We start from the raw sequence: 20,871 nt of genomic DNA, 5'->3' as shown, positions 1-20,871 counted from the left end.
AGTTTTGAATCACCAACCCTAAAATACCCCCTCGTATTTTAATCACGAAGGGGTATTTCTAGCGATCATTCAAATCAACTTTCTCAATTTATGTGATTTTAGTTCAAACCATTTTTTAGGTAGGCTTTAAAGTATTATGCTCTTACTAACTTCTTTTAACGCCAGCGGAGTGCGATTTTCAGGTGGCAACACTCCGTTGATTCCACTTGTGATTTGAATTCTATACGTAACCCATCTGGATTGAAATCAAGCGTTACATCAGATGCTAAACCTAATGAATTAATTAAGCGATTAACCTCATTGTTATTTGAAGACTGTGCAGCATGCATTAATTCTGTGTTGAATTCTTTTGAATCTTCCAGCTTATCTAAAACAATACTAGCATCTTTCATAAGTTTTTTCGTTTCATTCGCTGATTGACACAATTGGTTTGGATCAATGGGTGGAAACTGTTGTCTTGTAATTTGCTCATATGACATATCGAACGTATGATCAGGAATAGGGTAATAATAGTAACCAGGCTGATAAACATAATACATAAACCAGTACCTCCTTTTTTTAAGAACAGTGCTAAAATAATATATTCAGACAATAGGGGTTAGTGATTAATTAATAAATTGATACATGTCACAATAGGAATGATACACTGGTAAAATTCTTATATCTCGACTAGCGTACGAACGGCGTTTATTACTTTTGAGACTTCTAGTTCAAGAAGAAGTATTACCAGTTTACGCTTCAAAAATTTAATAGTTATAAAAAAACCATCAAATTAACGTACAATTTGATGGTTTTTCTATTTAAATCTGTTTTAAGCCTGATAATGTTCTGTGACGATTGCTGCACATCTCGTACATAGTGCTGGATGTGCCAGATCTTCTCCGACTGTTTCAGCAGCAACCCAACAACGTTCACATCGCTCTGCAGCATGTTTTTCAACTTTTACAGTAACTTGTTCAAACTCTTTCGCATCCGTAAGCTCTTCTACTACTTCAACTTCTGAGACAATGAACAATTGATGGATATCTTCCATACTTGTAAGCAATTCTTTTGTATCAGCATCTTTAGCAACAATTTGTAATTTCGCTTCTAAAGATTTACCGATTACTTTCTCAGCTCGCGCTTCTTCTAATGCTTTTAAAACATCGTCACGAATTGTCATGAAATGATCCCATTTTGCTTGTACTTGCTCTTGATTAGCAATTTCTCTTGCAACAGGCATATCTGTTAATTGAACACTTTTCTCTTGTACGTGTGGAATGTGTTCCCAAACTTCTTCTGCCGTGTGCGAAAGAATTGGTGCTAATAGTTTTACTAAGCTCGTTACAATCTCATAATAAACGGTTTGAATGCTTCGACGTCTTGAACTATCTTCAGATTCGATATATAAAACATCTTTACCGAAATCTAGATAAAAAGCACTTAATTCAATCGAACAGAAATTGTGAATGGCTTGATTAACACTTGAGAAATCATATTCCTCATAAGATTTTGTTACTTTTTTAATTAAGCTTTGTAAACGAACTTGCATATATTGATCTACTTCTTGTAAGTCCTCATCTTTGATCGTATGAATAGCCGGATCAAAATCAGCGATATTCCCAAGCATGAAGCGGAAGGTGTTACGGATTTTGCGATAACCTTCTGATGCTTGCTTAATAATTTCATCTGAAATACGAACATCTGCCTGATAATCTACTGATGCAACCCATAAACGTAAAATATCAGCACCATATTGGTTCATAATTTTTGAAGGAACAACTACATTCCCTACTGATTTACTCATTTTTCTACCTTTACCATCTAAAGCAAAACCATGACTAATAATTGTATTAAATGGCGCTTTTCCAGTAACGGCAACTGCTGTTGAAATAGATGAGTTAAACCAACCGCGGTATTGATCCGAACCTTCTAAATATACATCAGCTGGACGTTGTAATTCTGGTCGTTCACTTAGAACACCTTGATGAGATGATCCTGAATCAAACCAAACATCCATGATATCCATTTCTTGTGTAAACGTATTTCCTGGACTCTGTTCTGATGTAAATCCTTCTGGCAATAAATCTTTCGTGTCCCACTCAAACCAAATATTTGACCCATGTTCACGGAATAAGTTAGACACGTGTTCAATCGTTTCATCCGTAATAATTGGTAGACGATCTTCCCCATAGAATACTGGAATTGGAACTCCCCACGCACGTTGACGTGAAATACACCAATCTTCACGATCTCGCACCATATTATAAAGACGCGTTTCGCCCCATTTTGGAACCCAGTTAACTCGATTGATTTCAGCTAGGATATCTTCACGGAAATCTTTAATTGATGCAAACCACTGATTTGTTGCACGGAAAATTGTTGGTTTCTTCGTACGCCAATCATGTGGAAACGAATGTGTAATGAAAGTAAGTTTTAGTAAGGCGCCAACCTCTTCAAGTTTCTCGGTAATTTCTTTATTTGCAGCATCATAAAATAATCCTTCAAATCCTGGAGCCTCATCAGTAAATACACCCTTTTCATCAACAGGACAAAGAACATCTAAGCCATTCTTCTTACCAATGATAAAATCATCTTCACCATGTCCAGGAGCTGTGTGAACAAGTCCAGTACCACTTTCAGTCGTAACGTGATCACCTAAAATAACTAATGAATCACGGTCATAAAAAGGATGTTTGGCAACTAAATGATCTGCTTCTTGACCTTTAAACGTTTGGACAATCTCTGTTTTATCCCATTCTAACGTTTCTTTCACTTGCTCAATCATTTCTTCTGCAACAATATACTTTGCATCGTTTACTTTTACCACTGCATATGTTAAGTCAGGATGTAGTGCGATTGCTAAGTTTGCCGGAATTGTCCAAGGGGTTGTTGTCCAAATAATGAACTTCTCATCTCCTTGTAGCAATTCACCCGGATTTTTCACATCAAATGTCACGTAGATTGATGCAGAACGTTTATCTTGGTATTCAATTTCAGCTTCAGCTAGTGCTGATTCAGACGAAGGTGACCAGTAAACAGGTTTTAAACCTTTATAAATATAACCTTTTTTAGCCATTTCACCAAATACTTGAATTTGGGCAGCTTCATATTCTTTTTCTAATGTGATATACGGATTATCCCAATCACCACGTACACCTAGTTGTTTGAATTGAATGCGTTGATTGTCCACTTGTTTTAGCGCATATTCTGCACACTTTTGTCTGAATTCAGCAATTGACATCTTCTTGCGATTCACTTTCTTTTTAGCTAAAGCTTGCTCAATTGGTAGGCCGTGTGTGTCCCAACCTGGAACATATGGTGCATGGAAACCCGACATTGATTTATATTTAACAATAAAATCTTTCAGCACTTTATTTAGAGCATGCCCCATGTGTAAATCACCATTTGCATATGGAGGGCCATCATGTAAAATAAATAGTGGTCTACCCTCTGTCCGTGCTTGAACTTGTTGATACATGTTATCTTCGTCCCATTTTTCTTGCATCTTTGGTTCTTTGTTTGGTAAATTACCACGCATTGGAAACTCAGTTTTTGGCATTAATAACGTATCTTTATAATCCATCTTTTTTCCTCCTTGAATGATCTTCACATTACCATTACTTATTTTTTTCAACAAAAAAAGCCCTCAAGATCCCAAAAGGGACGAGAAGACTCGCGGTACCACCCTTACTAGATAAAAATGTTCTGAATATTTTTATCCGCTTAGCATCGTAACGTGATGGACACGTCCTACTTTACTCGAAATCTTTCAAATAGGAAGCTTAAGGGTGATTTTAAAATAGTATACTGTGTTAGGCTCACACCAACCCTAACTCGCTAATCAACAGTCTTATTCTATTCTACTTTCCCTTGCATTGCTTTTCTTAGTTATAGAAATTGCATTTTATAAATTATAATAGCTTTAAGTTAATCCATTATATGAATTAACCTTTAAAACGTCAAGTTTTAGTAACGATTTGTTTCTACTTCTTCCTCATTTTCATACTCTTCATCCACCCGTGTATGAAATAAACCATCCCAATCATCATTTTCCACTAGTTCAAGCTGCGCTTCGACTAACATCTTCAAGCGTGTACGGAATACTTTTGCTTGTTTCTTTAAATCTTCTACTTCAATTGCAATCGTTCTTGATTTTTGTAATGCTTCATTAATAATTCTATCTGCATTTTTCTCTGCTTCTTTGATAATCAGTTTTGATTCTTTATTCGCATTTCCTTTTACTTCTTCTGCAGTCTCTTGCGCGATTAATATTGATTTGTTTAATGTTTCTTCAATATTAGAGAAATGGCCAAGTCTATCTTTCATATCTTCTACTTGATTTTTTAATTCCTTTTTATCCCTTATTACTAACTCATAGTCTTTAATAATCTGGTCTAAAAATTCGTTAACGTCATCCTCATCATAGCCTCTAAATCCTCGCGAAAATTCTTTATTATGAATATCCAATGGTGATAATGGCACATCGGCCACCTCCTTGTGAAGTGATCTATCTACTTTATATATTTCGACAAAATTAGTACAATTCCTGCTAAAACTTTTATTATTTTAGTATATCATAGTTTATTTGTGCTTTATTTTTTTTTGAGGCCCCTACTATTTCCTTTAATCTACTTCTTCCTTTACCGCGCAAGGAAAATATATCCCCTTCTTCCACAACAAAAGCAATATCTTCGACAATTCTGAAATTCACTTTTACAAATTTCTTTTGGATTGCTTGTACCGCACTTTGTCTTGAGATACCGTAGATTTCTTTCATCATAATATCCAACCTTAAAGAACTCACAAACGTCATATGGGACTGCCATGTTTCACTTGATAAAATAGCTTCTTCTAAAGGCTTCTCTATCCATTCAATCGTGGCTTTCTTCACAGATGTTAAGTTAAATGTGATAAAAGATGCAATGTCTGATGAAACGAACAACTGAATAATGCCGTCGCCTACCACTATATCGCCAAGTTTTTTTCGTTGAACACCTAATGATAGAAAAGCACCAAGTACGTCACGATGTTCAATTGTGATAAACTTTGTTGGGTAAACAGCATGTAACATAACAATCGGAAAATCTGTCTGTTCGATTGACTCATAATAGGGTGCTAGAATTGCTTGTTTTCTTTCTGTTTCAGCAGTACCACCAAAAAAAGATAGTTTAAATTGCTCGTCATTGCCAATTAAACTTTGAAAAATCTTTTGTTCTCTTGGATCTAAAAAGTCACTACTCTTTTGTAGAAATTGTTTTTCCACTAATTCTTTCCAAGATAGAACTTGGTCGATAAATGGCTGTTCTTCTTTTCGAAAATGTTGATATATTTCCATTTTATCTCCTCTTCATTCCATTAAAACAATTAAATAAACCAACCGAACAATACAGTAATTCCACTCGGTATTAAATATCTAAGTACAAATATAGCTACTATTGGCGAAATATCAATCATTCCAAGTGGTGGGATAATTTTACGAAATGGTTCCAAAAACGGCTCACTTAATCTAGATATGATACTTCCAAACGATGATTCTCTTGCTCCTGGAAACCATGACATTAAAATATATATAATTAAAACATAACTATATATTTCAATAGCTTGCATAATTATTTGATAAAGCATATACATAACCACTTACCACCTCTGCTCAAATTCTTCCTCTTCTTCAATCATTTGTGTGATACTTCCTGAAACATCGACATTATCTGGTGTACATAAGAAGGTGTGTGGTCCAAGTTTTTGAATTTCACCTGACACAGCATAAACAGTACCACTAAGGAAATCAACAATCCGTTTTGCCTGTTGAAAGTCCACTTGTTGTAAATTGATTACAACAGAACGCCGATTAACAATATGGTCAGCTATCTCTTGTGTCTCATCATAAGAACGTGGTTCAGCTAGAACAACCTTTGCAGAAGCTTGGACTGATTTTAAACTGACAATATTTTGTCCTGTACGCTTTTCGCTTCTAGTAGAAGGTTCTTCCGTACTCTCTTCTTCTTCATCAACATATTCATAGTCATCTTCGACTGAAAATAACGTTTTGAATTTATTTTTCATGCTCATTTTGCTCACCCCGTTTCAGTAGTTCCAACTAAATTGGAACCAATTCGAATATGTGTTGCACCTTCTTCAATGGCAAGTTGATAATCATTACTCATTCCCATTGATAGGTATGTACACGGTGCATGTGCCCATTGCTTTTGTTTCATATCATCTCGTAACTCTCTTAATGATCGAAAAGTATTGCGAAGCTCTTGTTCATCTTCTACATGAGGAGCCATCGTCATCAGCCCAATTACTTTAATGGCAGGGTACGCTTCTAATGCAGTAATAAAATCCGGAACGTCTTTTCTATCTAAACCTTGCTTGGATTCTTCTCCACTAACATTAACCTGCACAAAACAGGGTAATACCTCATCCGTACGTTTATTAATTTCTTTTGCTAAAGACAAGCGATCAAGCGAATGTAAATAATCTATTGAGCCAATAACACTCTTGACCTTTCTTGACTGCAGTGTGCCGATAAAATGCCAATTTATTTGCTCTTGAGAAAGGTGTTCTTGCTTCTCAAGCAGACCTTCAAGCCTATTCTCTGCTAGATCGACAATACCAGCTTGAAACGCTTCTTCTGTACGTTCTATTGTAACATATTTCGTCACGCCAATGATTGTAATTTCTTCAGGGTTACGATTTACCCGAGTACATACTTCGGCTATATTGTTTTCAATTTTCTTTAAGTTTTGTTCTACATTCATATTTCTCTATCCTTTCATACTCCGAATCAACACAAGGTTCAAGTTTATCTAGCTGTTTTCAACCCAATGTAGCCAAGCATTCTTCCTGTTTTCCCATCTTCTTTACGGTGTGAATAAAAAGGATCATCTTGGTAGGTACAATAATGCGTTTTGAAAATGTTATTTGGCTTTATCCCACTATCAATTAATATTAATTGATGCAATTTGTGTAGGTCAAGCAAATAATGTGTCGCATCGATTTTCTGCGTAACTTCTTCTCTCCATTTACCCGGAATAAGTTGAAAAACTTTTTCATCTACTTGGTAATTTGATAAAGAAATGGACGGACCTATCGTTACTTGCAACGTAGAGATATTTGCACCGTGATCTGTTATTTTATCTACCATATGCCTCGCCATCTGGTTCACCGTGCCACGCCATCCTGCATGTGCAATCCCAATCCAGTCTGTAGCTGGATCATAGTAATATAGTGGAACACAATCTGCAAACATTGCTGTTAATAATACGTTCTCTTGTTTTGTAATTAAACCATCTATATCTTTCAATGCATCTCTATTTGTTAAAGCACCCGATCCAATTTTCGGATCATCCTTGTTAACAACATAAATGTTTGTTTGATGGGTTTGTTCACCCATAATCCAATTATGTAAAGGGAATTCTAGCAGTGTGGCAATTTTTTTTCGATTATTACGTACGCGATTTGGATCGTCAGGAACATGAAATCCCATATTTAAAGAATCAAACGGTGCAGTGCTTTCTCCACCAAAGCGCGTTGTTATTCCAGCAATACATTTTGAATTGTTACCTTGTCCATATGAGAGCTCCATAATGGATTCATTTTTTTGTTTAAAAGGTTCCAATTTGATCTCTCCTTGCATTTTTAACTATTTTATCATATAACCAGACTAAATTCTCGTCTCAATTGTATAAGCGTTAGATTTTGTCTAAAATACGTATAAATTCTTACTTATCTACTACAAATTTGCCTCTTTTATTAATATCACATCTGAACCGACAGTGACAATATGGTTCCACGGAATAATGACTTCTTCTTGTTTCCCAAATAGACCCATCATTTTGTTTTTCATTGCAATTACAACATGCGTTATAATTCCTTTATCAACATCGATTTCCAGATCAATTATGTTACCGATCTTTTCCCCACTCTCAACAAAAATAATTTCTTTAACTTGCATATTTGTTAATGTTACCATAATATGATCACCTTCCTTTTTACTACTATATGCACATAAACCTAATATTTTCGTATTATTCAACAAAACAAAAAACCCGACTACAGAAGTGTGTAGTCGAGTCCATATAAATACCAGTTTCTTTTTATTTATTCAAACATTTCTTTATTCATTTCTTGAATAGCCGCTTTCTCTAAACGGGAAACTTGTGCTTGAGATATACCAATTTCATCAGCAACTTCCATTTGCGTTTTCCCTTGGAAAAACCGTTTAGTTAAAATCATTTTTTCTCTTTCATTTAACCGATGCATACCTTCTTTTAATGATATTTGATCAAGCCAATTTGATTCTTTATCTTTATCGTCACTTATTTGATCCATAACAAATATTGGATCGCCTCCATCATTATAAATAGGTTCAAATAATGAAACAGGATCTTGAATCGCATCCATTGCGAAAACGATATCTCCATGAGAGACACCCATCTCCTCTGCAATTTCCATAGCTGTCGGATCTCTTAATGTTTTACTCATTAATTTTTCTCTCACTTGCAACGCCTTATAGGCTGTATCTCGCAGTGAACGCGAAACTCGAATCGGATTATTATCACGTAAATAACGGCGTATTTCTCCAATAATCATTGGTACAGCATAAGTTGAAAATTTTACATTCTGTCCTAAGTCGAAATTGTCAATTGACTTCATCAAACCAATACAACCAACCTGAAATAAATCATCACCATATTCACCACGGTTTTGAAAACGTTGTATGATACTTAAAACCAATCGCAGATTTCCATTCACCAGTGTTTCTCTGGCAAAAAGATCCTTATCTTCTTGTAGTTGTTTGAACAGTTTTCTCATTTCATCATTCTTAAGTACTGGTAACTTAGACGTATCTACACCACATATTTCTACTTTATGTCTTGCCATTTTCCACCCTCCCATTTGGAGATGTTACTCATGGAACAGTATCACCCGTGGGAGGATCTTTTATGCAGGAAAAATATACCGGAACGTCTCTCTATTTCCGAAAAAACAAGCCATTACTTGCTAAACCATCTTATTAAATTCTTTTTGTAAACGTCGAATAATTTTTTTCTCTAAACGTGAAATATAGGATTGTGAGATACCTAACATATCTGCAACATCCTTCTGTGTTTTTTCTTCATCACCAATTAAACCAAACCTTAATTCCATTATTTGTTTCTCTCTTTCATTTAATTGTTCCAATGCATTTCTTAATAATGATTTATCCACATCAGCTTCTACATCTTTAATTGTAATATTCTCATCTGTTCCTAAAATATCAGAAAGCAATAATTCATTTCCATCCCAATCAATGTTTAATGGCTCATCAAAAGAAACTTCTGATTTCAGCTTATTATTTTTACGTAAATACATTAATACTTCATTTTCTATACAACGTGAGGCATAAGTAGCTAATTTAATTTTTTTCTCAATATTGAATGTATTAATCGCTTTGATTAAGCCAATTGTACCAATACTGATCAGATCTTCAATGTTTATTCCTGTATTTTCAAATTTCCTTGCAATGTAGACAACAAGACGTAAGTTTCGCTCAATTAACACGGCTCTGGCGGATTTATCTCCGCTAGGTAATTTTTGTAACAGAACGTATTCTTCCTCTTTTGATAAAGGAGGTGGTAAGGGTTCGCTCCCTCCTATGTAATAAATTTCTTTTGGTTTTAACCCTAATTTTAAACGAATTTTATACCAACTTAACTTAAATTGAAACAACCATCTTCTCATAATATATCTCCCCTTCATCTTCATGCTGAGTTCGTAACAACTTCCTTAAACAATCCTGGTTGCAATAAACAATGATAACTTTCATCTGCTGTAAGATTACCAAATTGAATGCCTATCAGAACCTTAGCTATTTTAATTGATTTATTTTCATATTCGATCTTTATAAAATTCGGCTTCACCACTACAAGGAAGCGCTGATCGCCTGTAACACCTTGATACGGTACAAATTGAACTTGTGTCATTAATTGATCTGGAATACAGTCAAAATCACATGTTTCTTGTGCTTTTTTTAATTGTGCTACTTCCTCTGCCTGAAATAATTGATTAATAATTTTATAATCACATATAATAACAGGTTTTTGACTAATCGGGTCAACTAGATGGTTACCACTATCGACATAACCAATTGTCGAAACTTCCTTATCACGTAAGACAATTGTGACCTGCATATATTGATCCTGTTGAAATTTAAGTAATGCGTGCTTGTCCATCGTTTTTTTAGTAAAGATCCAGACAATTGGAAAACCTATAACAACAAACAACCAACTAATCGGATCACCATAACCACTACTCCAAGTTAAAAACCCATGTTCTGAATAATACATAGGACTTTGAATAAAAAAGTGTAAAGCTGTTAATCCACCTCCCAATGTAATAGAAATAAAGTAAAATGTGACGAGTAACTTTGCGAATCTTCGTATGTTGTGAAAACCAAATCCAGCGATTACAATCAGAATAGAATAAACTAATTTCCCAATGGGATGCAGTACAATTGAATTTGGATAAAAGATAGTCAAAGGAACTAATAACGCGGCAATTACAGCAGCAATTATGAGTGAGAATCTACCTGTCGCCATTTTTGACATCTGTTGGGTTAATAATAAAATCATCCAATCAATTAAAAAATTCAATAAAAATACTGCATCAACATAGATGGTCACTTTTTACTTCCTCTCTATTAGTTCCTTACTAATTGTTGCAAGTATATCGAAGCTATCTATAAAAGTCTGTCATATACTGTAAGGGAAATACCGCTAATTTTTAGAGTTTCGCCAATAAATTGTCGCATTAAAAATAGAGAAGAATATCCGATCATATTCTTCTCTATTTAAATTAAAACCTATTGTCTATAAAATTCTTGTTTTTAAAGAAAAAACTAAACGTGCTTGGTCCCCAATGCTTCAGAAAAAGCTTTCGGATTTCTTGGGCTGAAAATCTCTTGCAAGCGTTCTTATCTACCTAGCCTGCTAGTAATATTTCTCCAAAAAGAACCACAGCAAAAAGGACAAGTGAGCAATAGCCACTTGTCCTTTTAATCATTTTATTTATCTTCTACGGTTTCTGTTACGTAAAAATGTTGGTACATCTAACGTATCTTCTTCTTGACGTGCATTATGCGGTGTAGCTGGTTCTCGATTACCTTCTTCACGTCGTGGCTTTTCGTCCGGTTGTGCAGCTGCTTTTGGTGATTGTTTTGCAGCACTTGGTCGTTGTTGCTTTGTTTTTGCTGTATTCAACTGTGCTTCATCAAATCCTGTCGCAATAACTGTTACAACAATTTCATCTTTTAATTCCTCATTGATAACAGAACCAAATATAACATTTACCTCTTGGTCTGCCGCTGATGTAACAATATCTGCAGCTTCTTGCACTTCATACAAACTTAAATTATTGCCGCCTGTGATATTCATTAAGACACCATGAGCGCCATCAATTGAAGTTTCTAATAGTGGAGAAGAGATTGCCTTCTTAGCCGCTTCTACTGCTCTATTTTCTCCAGTAGCAATACCAATACCCATTAAAGCAGATCCTTTATCAGACATAATTGTTTTAACATCGGCAAAGTCGACGTTAATTAAGCCTGGTACAGCGATTAAATCTGATATACCTTGTACACCTTGACGTAAAACGTTATCAGCTTCACGGAACGCTTCTAACATAGGTGTATTTTTATCAACGATTTCTAATAAGCGATCATTTGGAATGACGATTAATGTGTCAACACTAGCTTTTAAACCATCTGTGCCACTTGCTGCTTGTGTAGAACGTTTCCGCCCTTCAAACGTAAATGGACGTGTTACAACACCTACAGTCAACGCTCCTAGTTCTTTGGCAACTTGTGCTATAACAGGTGCAGCACCAGTACCAGTTCCGCCTCCCATACCAGCTGTTACAAAGATCATATCTGCTCCAGCAAGTACTTCTTCTAACTGCTCTTTACTTTCTTCAGCAGCTTTTCGACCAACTTCTGGATTAGCACCTGCTCCCAATCCTCTAGTCAACTTTGTTCCAATTTGTATTTTCACTTCTGCTTTAGATAAGTTCAAAGCTTGCGCATCCGTGTTAACTGCAATGAATTCAACACCTTGCACGCCGTGTTCAATCATACGGTTTACAGCATTGCTTCCACCACCACCAACTCCGATTACTTTTATCGTTGCTAGCTGATCCATTTCTGTATCAAACTCTAACATGTTCGTTCCTCCTAATTTGCAAGTTTACAAGATTCAATGAAGTTAGCTTCCTACTTTGAAAATTCTTTCAGAAGCTATTCTAATCAAAAAAGTATTTGAATAAGTTAGCAATACCTGATTCTTTTTTCTTATTTGAACTTGATTTCTCATTTGTATTTGATGTACGTTTCTGTTTACTAGGCTTTTCAATAGCCTGATCTGTTAATGTTACAGCAGCTGATAATTCTTTACCTTGAATTTTCGCATTACGATATGCAAATTTCAAGATACCGACACCAGACGTGAATTGCGGCTCTCGGACTCCAATATAATCTGGAATGGCCATTCGAACATTTGCATGAAATAAATCTTGTGCAAGTTCAATTGCTCCAGGCATTTTAATACAACCACCTGTGAGTACGAAACCACCAGGTACTTCTGAATAGCCCATTTTCTTAATTTCACGTGCTGCAAAAGTGTAAATCTCTTCTAATCTAGCTTCAATCATATCAGAAATTTCTAATTGATTAAACGTTTGCTTTTGGTCACTTCCTATAATTGCTGCTTCAAAAGTCTCTTCTTCACGAGCATCTTCATAAAAAGCGTGACCATGACTAACTTTAATTTCTTCCGCATCTTCTGATGTAGTACGTAATCCAATAGAAATGTCTTTTGTGATATTATCTCCACCTAATGCAAATACGCTTGTGGAAACAAGGTGGTCATCTTCAAAAACGGAAACAGTAGTGCTACCACCACCTACATCAATTAAAGCGACACCTAAATTCATTTCATCTTTTGATAAAGCAATGGACCCCGTAGCTAGTGGTTGTAAACAGATATCAATAACATCTAAGTTTGCACGTTCTACACATTTTAAAATATTATGTAACATCGTTCTAGAACATGTAATAATTGTACCTTCCATTTCAAGACGAACACCAATCATTCCTCTTGGATCCGTAATCTCATCTAATCCATCAACAATAAATTGTTTCGGAATAACATCAATAATTTCGCGTTCAGGAGGTATGGATATAACTTGGGCAGCATCAATGACTCTTGTTACATCTTCATTACCTATTTCACGATTGTCACTTGCAACAGCAACAACGCCATGACATGGTTGCAATTGAACATGATTACCATTCACGCCAACAATCACGCGGTCGATTTTTAAATCTACCATTCTTTCTGCTTGTTCTACAGCAGCCCGAATAGATTGAACCGTTTGATCAATATCTACTATTGCACCTTTTTTCATCCCATTCGATTTTGCTGTCCCTACCCCAATAATGTTTAACGAATCACTTAATACTTCACCGATAATTACTTTTATTTTTGATGTACCTATATCCAGGCTGACTAAAATTTCATTGTTGTTCAAAAGTAAGGCACCTCCCAATCTAAGGCATCTGAATAGTACAAATATTAACGAATAATCAATAAAATTACAATCGATTTTTTAAAATACTTTCTCAAAATCCGATCTTTCATTCAGTATACCATTTTTATAGTCATTCTTTTAACAATATCTTTATATCTCTACTTTAGTACATTATGCAACATATTACGACTATTTTCTGTTTAAAATCGCTATTTTTTATAAATCCCCTTGTTTTTTTCTTGTTTTGAATAGATGTCGACGAATAATCGCTATATTTTGGAATAATCGAACACCAAAAGCAAATATTGCAGCTAAATAGAGATCAACACCTAATTGTACTCCTAAAAATGCTAATACAACTGCTAAACCAATATTAAAGAAAAAGCCTGAAACAAAAATCGTTTGATCGAATTTCTTGTCCAAATAAGCACGTATACCACCCAAGAGTGTATCAAGCGCTGCTAGAACGGCGATCGATAGATACAACGTATATTGTTCTGGAATCGTAATATCTGATAAAAACCCTAATGCGATACCGACGACTAAGAACAATGCTGGTAACCACATTATCCTTCACCCGCTTCGTTAGTTTCATCTATTTCCACTATTTCTAAATCGATGTTTCCATCATAAGAAGGTAAGGTAAGATTATCTTCAACGTTAATTTCAAACATCATATTTTCGATTATAAAATCATCCTTTGATTGACTAACTTCCATATAATCAAGCAACCGTTTCGGTTCATTTGATAGTACTTTAATATCAAACGGAATATCTGATAGCGCTCGATTATTAACATAAGTTTCTCCATTCACATATCGAATTGGTGTGATGCCAATATATCTTTCATTTCCAATTGCGATATCAGTTGCACCATAATTGTTCAACTCATTAATGAGACGATTTAACAATTCTGGTGTCACACTCGGATAAACTTGTGGTCCAGCTGACTCTTCATAAACCGGATTAATTGTTATGATAATTCCTCTACCTGTCTTATCCGTTAGTCCTGCTTCCATTTGCAGTGCCTCAACTGATTCCATTAAGGTATTAATCTGCTCTTGTTCTGCATTATCTTCATATAGTTGTAATGTCGTTTCTAATTCATCTAACTGTTGATAAAGCGCTTGTTGCTCCTCTTGTTCAGCTTGTAGTTGCATACGAATTTCCCACATATCCCTTGTATCCCGTTCCTTTGGTTCTTGTATAGATTGGAATTGGATCGCAATCATAAATCCAATACATGCAAATATTAGGGACAAAATGATTTTACTTTTAGTTAACAAACCGATCACCTTTCCTAATTAACTCTTGCACCCATAGCAATCTGGTCGGCAGTTCCAACCTCAACTTCTACATTATCACTTACTAGCATGTCAATTACACCGTTTTTTAGTTCTAAACTTACTTCTAACGTCTCCTGCTCACCTATCGCTTCAATCGAGAATGGTGCAGGATACTGGTTTCCATCAACAGATATTACAGGACCAACACATGTAACGTAACTATCCTTATAAATACGCTGGCCATTAATTGCAATTGCTTTTGCCCCAGCACTATATAATTCATTGATCACTAATTGAACATGACGGTCGTGAACAATATACTGATTTGTATTTTCTGTAGATGGTATATAATCCGCATCAGACAATGTTACGCTAACACCTGGTCCAGTAATAGGTAATTCTCCTGTTAGCATTTGAAGTTTACCCTTCATTTCAACGTATTCACCAATTGCTGTTTCTTGTTCACCTAATGATTTTTCAAACGTGTTTATTTCTTGACGGTAAGTGTCTACCTTTTGTTGTAATTCTCGACTTTGTTCTTCAAATTGTAGTAATTGCTGCCTGTAATAGAAATCTTTTTCCCACTCCTGCTGAGATAATTGAATAACCTCTGCTTGCTCTTTCGTATTTTGATAACTAAAGGCAACAAGAAAACCAAAAATGAATAATACAAAAGAGAGAACAACATGTTTACCCTTCAATTTCATTTTCTGCCTCCTCTTCAGTTTCATCCTTTTTCTTATAAGGATCGAACACTGCTCCACCTTCACCAATACGAATAATGCCCTCTTTCTCTTCTAGCTGACTAACGATAGATGGGTACGTTTGTAGGTATTTGGCGAAATTTCTAATGGAGGATTCTACTTGATAACCATCATCCATAAATAACAAAACTTTATATGGATTTGCATCTGTTGGCTTCCAATAGATCTCAGATATTAACGTAGAGACAGTAGTAGGTAATTCCTGCAGTTCCTCAGCAATCTCCTGAATATAAGTATCCTTTGCAAAATCAATTAAAAGAGGGGCATCACCTTTCCATTTAGAGACCTCAATAGAATCAATAACTTCCCCATTTTCTAGTAGTGGCATATAGCTATCTTCCAATTTTATGTAAGCAACTTTTTCTAACTCTTCCACATTAATTACAATTGAATTCGGTAATTTTCTTTGGACTTGTACATCTTTTAATTCTGGATGTTTTTTAATTTTCTCAACAGTGTCACTCAAGCTAACACTCCACAAGTTATTCTCATTTGATAATTCGCTTAATTCAACAATTACATCCTCTTCTACATATTCATTTCCATTCACTACAATATGTTGTATATAACTAAGAGGAGATTGTAAATATACAACTATTGAAATCAAGATAAAGAATAATGATAAATAGAAAACTAAACGTCTATTTGTTTTCTTTTTTCTTGCTTCTTTTAGCTTTGGAATTCGATCCTCTATGGATATAACTTTTTTCTCTGCCATCTCCTCATTCTTCCTTTATCGAAACAAAATAACAATCCTATATAAACAAATTGTTTGAACTACATTAAAATAGTTCGTCACACTAAAAGTATATCATATTTTTTCGTTAAAAGTTGTAAGATTTACTGATCCAAAAGATGGATTTTTTATCAAATTTCATCTTTTTTCGTCGAGTTTGTTGGATAATATGACAACAAATTATTTAATTCCGATTTATTCAATCAAAAAAGCTCATCTTTTTGTGAAAGATAAGCTTTTTAATTAGAATATATAAAGTATAAATAATTATACCACTCAACTTTCTCACCAAAAAAGTGAGTGCCACTCATTGCCTGTTTTAAGTTTGACATTTAGCTGTCATATTGCTTGACAATCTTTAAAAAAGGCTGCTTTCTAAAAGACTGTCATATTACAAACATTCATAGACTCTGACATAACGTTCCTTGCGTCGGAATAATCATCAACTGTGACGTAAAGTTCTAGTCTTACTCGCTACGTCAGCAAATGCTTTCCCTTTCCACGGGCACGGCCTCAGCTAACTTAATAAAGCAAAGAACGCTTTACTAAGTGGATCTTCGGCTCGCGCTGTTCCCGTAGGAGTGTCAAGCATTTGCTTCCTTCGCTAGTTAGTGGAAATATTTTTAAGTGTAAGACAGAATCAATCGAAACATTTTCAAGAGACTAATGATTAATGTGTTTATTTGTAGTTCATAAAATGTTTAAAGACAAAACTAGCGGAGCAATTGAAGTTGGTGAGACTCCAGTGGGAACAGCGCGAGCTGAAGCCGTGCCCACGGAAAGCGAGCCCATTTCAATTGTGGAGCGGGTATGGAATCTACGTTGCAGTTTCTCTCAAGTTAGTCAGTCAAAGCACCATGATGCTTACGAAAGGAGTACGAAGTCAACTTCACCTTTGGAAGTCTTCTTAGTTATATCAAGACTTATTTGCCAATTTCACTTTACGAAAATGAGTATATAATGTTTATTCGTTACTATATTTGCTAATATTTATAATAATACCCATTGCGGCTAATGTTAACGTAAGAGAAGATCCTCCGTAACTCAGGAAAGGCAATGTAATTCCTGTTACTGGAATTAATCCAATTACGACACTCATATTGATAATTACTTGCAAGGCAATCATAACTGTTATGCCTAATCCAAGTAGCATGCCAAATTTATCAGGTGCAGCTAAACCTATTTTAGTACCTCTCCAAAACAATATAAAGAATAGACTTATAAGTATTAATGCGCCGATAAACCCAAGTTCTTCAGCTAAGATAGCGAAGATAAAATCATTGTGTGGTTCCGGAAGATAAAAAAACTTTTGTAGGCTATTTCCAAATCCCATTCCTAATAGTCCACCTGGTCCAATTGCATAGAGCGATTGGATAATTTGAAACCCATTCCCTAATGGATCTTCCCATGGATTTAAAAATGCTGTAATCCGATTTATTCGGTAAGGGGCTGAAATAATTAAACCAGTAAAGCCGATCACACCTAAAATACCTAGACCTACAAAATGGCTAATCCTAGCTCCAGCTACAAATAATAAAACAAAACATGTTAAGATAACAATCACCCCTGTACCCAAATCCGGTTGTAGCATAATAAGTCCAAAACCGGTAAATATCAGTAACAGTAATGGCAAAAACCCCTCTTTAAAGGATGTAATATACCGCTGTTTTTCAGCTAGGTAAGTGGATAAGAAAATTACGAGACCTAATTTCATAAATTCCGCTGGTTGAATACTGAAGGCACCTACACCAATCCAGCTCCTTGCTCCACCACGAACTAAACCCACTCCAGGTATCAACACCGCAACCAATAAAATAAAACACGTAATTAAAATAACTTTTGAGTAGGTCCGCCATACTTGGTAAGGAACACGTGCTACACTGAACATCGCAACCAAACCGACAGTTGCAAATAGAAGTTGGCGCTTAGCAAAATAAAGGGAATCGTTAAATTTATAATCGGCCCAAATTGCTGATGCACTATATACCATAAAAACTCCGATTAATAAAAGCGCCAATATAGTGATAATCAAAAGGTAATCAGGACGTAATTGTGTTTTATGTTTACTTTCCACCTTGAAATGACCCCATTTCCACTCGCATATAAATAAGAATGTAAAAGCCTCACCTTCCCAATTAACAAGGAAGATGAGGCCTTTTGTACAAGCCCTTATTTTAATGTATGCACAGCTTCAATAAACATGTCTCCTCTTTCTTCAAAAGTTTGATACTGATCCCAACTTGCACAAGCTGGTGACAAAAGAATGATATCCTTTTCGTCTGAAAGTTGAAAGGCTTGATCAACAGCTTGTGCCATATTATCAGCAAACAGAATATCTTCTACACCTGCTTGTTGTCCTGTTTCATTTAATTTAGTAGCTGTCTCACCAAATAGGATCATTGCTTTCACATTTTTCAAGTAAGGAATTAGTGAATCAAAATTATTCCCGCGATCCAAACCACCAGCTAATAAAATAACAGGTTGTTCGAAAGAGTCTAGCGCTTTTGAAGTTGCTAAAATATTAGTCGCCTTTGAATCGTTATAAAATAATCGCCCTTGTACTTGATCGACATATTGGGTTCGATGTTTCACGCCCGGGAATGTCGTTAGCACTTCTACAATTCCATCCCTCGTTGCGCCAGATAGTATGCTTGCAGCTATTGCAGCTAAGATATTTTCTAAATTATGATCCCCAACCAAACGAATCTCTTCTCGTGCAATAATTCGTTCATTTCTAAAGTAAACATACGTTTCATCACACCACGCACCATTTGTAAGTTCTTTTTCACTAAGACTAAATGGTACCTTTGTTGCCATAGTATTTTCAATTAATTCAGCAATTTCACTATCCGATGCATTATAAACGAGATAATCCTCTTCTGTTTGATTGACAAAGATACGTGCTTTTGCATCTTTATAATTCTCAAAGGTTTTATGATAATCTAGATGTGCTTGAAATAAATTTAACATTACAGCTATATGTGGTTGGAATTTTTCAGTTCCCATTAATTGAAAGGAGGATAATTCTACTACCATTGTTTCCTCTTTTTTAAGATTTTCAGCTATTTCAACTGCTACCTTACCTATATTACCTGCTAATTTACTTCCTTTATTACTCTTTTGTAACATTTCATGTATTAATGTAGTCGTTGTTGTTTTGCCATTTGAACCCGTTATCCCTATGTATGGCTCAGTAATAAGGTAATGAATAAGTTCGATTTCTGTAATTATTGGTATACCTTTTATTTCCGCTTCTTTTATAAGTTCATTTTCATAAGGAATACCTGGATTTTTCACGACAACGTCCACTTCATCTAATAAAGTTAATGGGTGTGAGCCAGTTGTCACTTCTATCCCTAATGCATGTAATTCAGCAATGACTGAGTCACTCGCTACCTGTAAGTCATTCGCTCTGACTGTGCATCCATTTTTCACTAAAACTTTACACGCTGCTGTTCCACTCTTAGCTAAACCAAGTACTAAAACGTTTTGATATGGGAAATTTTTTAGCTTATTCATGTTAACCACACCTCAATGTAAATTCCTAACGCAGCACATAAAAGTCCAACAAGCCAAAAGGTAGTGACAACGCGCCATTCTGACCAACCTTTTAGTTCATAGTGATGATGTAGTGGACTCATTTTAAATACCCGTTTTCCAGTCGTTTTAAAAGAAATAACTTGAATGATAACAGATAATGTTTCAAGCACAAAAACACCACCGATAATAACAAGCAATAATTCCATTTTTGTTAAGATAGCTATTGCAGCTATCGCGCCACCTAAGGCTAAGGAACCAGTGTCACCCATAAATACTTTAGCTGGATGTGCATTAAATACTAAAAAGCCTAATAGCGCTCCGACTATCGCTAATGAGAAAATTGTCACTTCAAATTGAGGAATACCATACCACGCCAAAATGCCAAAAGCACCAAATGCAATTGTTGCAGTTCCAGCTAGTAGTCCATCTAAACCATCTGTTAAGTTAACCGCATTAGACGCTCCTACAATCATAACAATAACAAAAATCGCATATCCCCATCCTAAATCGAACTGTATACTCGTACCTGGAATTGAAATATAAGTCGAAAAATCCTGCATGACTAATACGACATAAAAAATACCGGCAATTAGCACTTGACCGAACAATTTCTGTTTAGATGTAAGACCCAGATTTCTTTTTAATACTACTTTGATAAAATCATCTAAAAAACCAAGGATACCATATCCGATTAATACTAGGATAAGTAGCATTGTTTCTGAATTTATTGAACTAGCATTAAATTTATTGGTAATGATTAGAGTCGTAATTGTGACACTTAAAATAATCATAACACCACCCATTGTTGGCGTTCCTGTTTTCTTCATGTGTGACTTTGGTCCTTCTTCACGTATGCTTTGACCAAACTTTAACCGACGTAAAAGTGGTATGAAAATTGGTGATAACAGGACGGTAATTAAAAATGCAATACTCATCGTAATTATTAATACATATTCATTCATGATCTATTTCCTCCTCTATTAGTCAAACCGCCCAT

The 20,871-nt window shown here is 35.2% G+C and carries 21 protein-coding genes and 1 other annotated feature; all 21 genes read right to left on the bottom strand.

Annotated features, from left to right (window positions below; genetic code table 11):
- Window positions 1-155 precede the first annotated feature (155 nt).
- Window positions 156-539 (bottom strand): YuzC family spore coat inner layer protein, encoded by a 384-nt coding sequence (locus tag D2K60_RS14125; protein WP_117169783.1) that lies wholly within the window; start codon window positions 537-539, stop codon window positions 156-158.
- Window positions 540-811: 272 nt separating this feature from the next.
- On the bottom strand, window positions 812-3,565 hold the full coding sequence (gene ileS, locus D2K60_RS14120) for an isoleucine--tRNA ligase (protein WP_117169784.1): 2,754 nt from the start codon (window positions 3,563-3,565) through the stop codon (window positions 812-814).
- Window positions 3,566-3,638: 73 nt separating this feature from the next.
- Window positions 3,639-3,867, bottom strand: a binding site (T-box leader).
- Between the two features lie 81 nt (window positions 3,868-3,948).
- Window positions 3,949-4,464 carry a DivIVA domain-containing protein gene (locus D2K60_RS14115; RefSeq protein WP_117169785.1) on the bottom strand — a complete coding sequence of 172 codons (516 nt, stop codon included), beginning with the start codon at window positions 4,462-4,464 and terminating at the stop codon, window positions 3,949-3,951.
- Between the two features lie 79 nt (window positions 4,465-4,543).
- Window positions 4,544-5,317, bottom strand: a complete 774-nt coding sequence (locus tag D2K60_RS14110) for a YlmH family RNA-binding protein (RefSeq protein ID WP_117169786.1) — start codon at window positions 5,315-5,317, stop codon at window positions 4,544-4,546.
- 29 nt (window positions 5,318-5,346) lie between these two features.
- Entirely contained in the window at window positions 5,347-5,613 is a 267-nt protein-coding gene (locus tag D2K60_RS14105; RefSeq protein ID WP_117169787.1) for a YggT family protein, read from the bottom strand.
- Window positions 5,614-5,619: 6 nt separating this feature from the next.
- A complete protein-coding gene (locus tag D2K60_RS14100) occupies window positions 5,620-6,051 on the bottom strand; it encodes a cell division protein SepF (protein WP_117169788.1) in 432 nt (143 codons plus the stop codon).
- 5 nt (window positions 6,052-6,056) lie between these two features.
- Window positions 6,057-6,743: a YggS family pyridoxal phosphate-dependent enzyme gene (locus D2K60_RS14095; protein ID WP_117169789.1), complete on the bottom strand. Its 687-nt coding sequence runs from the start codon at window positions 6,741-6,743 to the stop codon at window positions 6,057-6,059.
- 44 nt (window positions 6,744-6,787) lie between these two features.
- A complete protein-coding gene (gene pgeF, locus D2K60_RS14090; RefSeq protein ID WP_162880745.1) occupies window positions 6,788-7,603 on the bottom strand; it encodes a peptidoglycan editing factor PgeF in 816 nt (271 codons plus the stop codon).
- 114 nt (window positions 7,604-7,717) lie between these two features.
- Complete coding sequence (locus tag D2K60_RS14085; protein WP_240335289.1) at window positions 7,718-8,020, bottom strand: YlmC/YmxH family sporulation protein; 303 nt, start codon at window positions 8,018-8,020, stop codon at window positions 7,718-7,720.
- A gap of 65 nt (window positions 8,021-8,085) precedes the next feature.
- Complete coding sequence (gene sigG / locus D2K60_RS14080) at window positions 8,086-8,868, bottom strand: RNA polymerase sporulation sigma factor SigG (RefSeq protein WP_117169792.1); 783 nt, start codon at window positions 8,866-8,868, stop codon at window positions 8,086-8,088.
- 120 nt (window positions 8,869-8,988) lie between these two features.
- Window positions 8,989-9,708 carry an RNA polymerase sporulation sigma factor SigE gene (sigE, locus tag D2K60_RS14075; protein WP_117169793.1) on the bottom strand — a complete coding sequence of 240 codons (720 nt, stop codon included), beginning with the start codon at window positions 9,706-9,708 and terminating at the stop codon, window positions 8,989-8,991.
- A gap of 20 nt (window positions 9,709-9,728) precedes the next feature.
- Window positions 9,729-10,649: a sigma-E processing peptidase SpoIIGA gene (spoIIGA, locus tag D2K60_RS14070; protein WP_117169794.1), complete on the bottom strand. Its 921-nt coding sequence runs from the start codon at window positions 10,647-10,649 to the stop codon at window positions 9,729-9,731.
- Window positions 10,650-11,033: 384 nt separating this feature from the next.
- The gene (gene ftsZ / locus D2K60_RS14065; RefSeq protein WP_117169795.1) at window positions 11,034-12,182 is read right to left on the bottom strand and encodes a cell division protein FtsZ; all 1,149 of its coding nucleotides are present in this window, start codon (window positions 12,180-12,182) and stop codon (window positions 11,034-11,036) included.
- A gap of 79 nt (window positions 12,183-12,261) precedes the next feature.
- Entirely contained in the window at window positions 12,262-13,548 is a 1,287-nt protein-coding gene (ftsA, locus tag D2K60_RS14060; RefSeq protein ID WP_117169796.1) for a cell division protein FtsA, read from the bottom strand.
- Window positions 13,549-13,764: 216 nt separating this feature from the next.
- On the bottom strand, window positions 13,765-14,115 hold the full coding sequence (locus tag D2K60_RS14055) for a small basic family protein (protein ID WP_117169797.1): 351 nt from the start codon (window positions 14,113-14,115) through the stop codon (window positions 13,765-13,767).
- Complete coding sequence (locus D2K60_RS14050) at window positions 14,115-14,834, bottom strand: DUF881 domain-containing protein (protein WP_117169798.1); 720 nt, start codon at window positions 14,832-14,834, stop codon at window positions 14,115-14,117. The genes D2K60_RS14055 and D2K60_RS14050 overlap by 1 nt, the downstream gene beginning before the upstream one ends.
- Before the next feature lie 14 nt (window positions 14,835-14,848).
- The gene (locus D2K60_RS14045) at window positions 14,849-15,541 is read right to left on the bottom strand and encodes a DUF881 domain-containing protein (protein WP_117169799.1); all 693 of its coding nucleotides are present in this window, start codon (window positions 15,539-15,541) and stop codon (window positions 14,849-14,851) included.
- Entirely contained in the window at window positions 15,525-16,316 is a 792-nt protein-coding gene (locus tag D2K60_RS14040; RefSeq protein WP_117169800.1) for a cell division protein FtsQ/DivIB, read from the bottom strand. Before D2K60_RS14040 ends, D2K60_RS14045 begins: the two co-directional genes overlap by 17 nt.
- Window positions 16,317-17,298: 982 nt before the next feature.
- Complete coding sequence (gene spoVE, locus D2K60_RS14030) at window positions 17,299-18,408, bottom strand: stage V sporulation protein E (protein ID WP_117169802.1); 1,110 nt, start codon at window positions 18,406-18,408, stop codon at window positions 17,299-17,301.
- Window positions 18,409-18,503: 95 nt separating this feature from the next.
- Window positions 18,504-19,853, bottom strand: a complete 1,350-nt coding sequence (gene murD / locus D2K60_RS14025; RefSeq protein WP_117169803.1) for a UDP-N-acetylmuramoyl-L-alanine--D-glutamate ligase — start codon at window positions 19,851-19,853, stop codon at window positions 18,504-18,506.
- Window positions 19,850-20,836, bottom strand: a complete 987-nt coding sequence (gene mraY / locus D2K60_RS14020) for a phospho-N-acetylmuramoyl-pentapeptide-transferase (RefSeq protein WP_117169804.1) — start codon at window positions 20,834-20,836, stop codon at window positions 19,850-19,852. Before mraY ends, murD begins: the two co-directional genes overlap by 4 nt.
- Between the last annotated feature and the right edge of the window lie 35 nt (window positions 20,837-20,871).

The sequence above is a fragment of the Paraliobacillus sediminis genome (genome assembly GCF_003426055.1).
The sequence above is the reverse complement of the archived record's forward strand: the minus strand, read 5'-3'. Positions and strand labels throughout refer to the sequence as shown.

Excerpts from the sequence above, each read along its gene's own strand:
- D2K60_RS14095 (WP_117169789.1), bottom strand. The coding sequence starts at position 6,743 with ATGAATGTAGAACAAAACTTAAAGAAAATTGAAAACAATATAGCCGAA.
- sigE (WP_117169793.1), bottom strand. The coding sequence starts at position 9,708 with ATGAGAAGATGGTTGTTTCAATTTAAGTTAAGTTGGTATAAAATTCGT.
- ileS (WP_117169784.1), bottom strand. The coding sequence starts at position 3,565 with ATGGATTATAAAGATACGTTATTAATGCCAAAAACTGAGTTTCCAATG.
- mraY (WP_117169804.1), bottom strand. The coding sequence starts at position 20,836 with ATGAATGAATATGTATTAATAATTACGATGAGTATTGCATTTTTAATT.
- ftsZ (WP_117169795.1), bottom strand. The coding sequence starts at position 12,182 with ATGTTAGAGTTTGATACAGAAATGGATCAGCTAGCAACGATAAAAGTA.
- D2K60_RS14110 (WP_117169786.1), bottom strand. The coding sequence starts at position 5,317 with ATGGAAATATATCAACATTTTCGAAAAGAAGAACAGCCATTTATCGAC.
- D2K60_RS14105 (WP_117169787.1), bottom strand. The coding sequence starts at position 5,613 with ATGTATATGCTTTATCAAATAATTATGCAAGCTATTGAAATATATAGT.
- D2K60_RS14100 (WP_117169788.1), bottom strand. The coding sequence starts at position 6,051 with ATGAGCATGAAAAATAAATTCAAAACGTTATTTTCAGTCGAAGATGAC.
- D2K60_RS14055 (WP_117169797.1), bottom strand. The coding sequence starts at position 14,115 with ATGTGGTTACCAGCATTGTTCTTAGTCGTCGGTATCGCATTAGGGTTT.
- D2K60_RS14040 (WP_117169800.1), bottom strand. The coding sequence starts at position 16,316 with ATGGCAGAGAAAAAAGTTATATCCATAGAGGATCGAATTCCAAAGCTA.
- D2K60_RS14045 (WP_117169799.1), bottom strand. The coding sequence starts at position 15,541 with ATGAAATTGAAGGGTAAACATGTTGTTCTCTCTTTTGTATTATTCATT.
- murD (WP_117169803.1), bottom strand. The coding sequence starts at position 19,853 with ATGAATAAGCTAAAAAATTTCCCATATCAAAACGTTTTAGTACTTGGT.
- sigG (WP_117169792.1), bottom strand. The coding sequence starts at position 8,868 with ATGGCAAGACATAAAGTAGAAATATGTGGTGTAGATACGTCTAAGTTA.
- D2K60_RS14125 (WP_117169783.1), bottom strand. The coding sequence starts at position 539 with ATGTATTATGTTTATCAGCCTGGTTACTATTATTACCCTATTCCTGAT.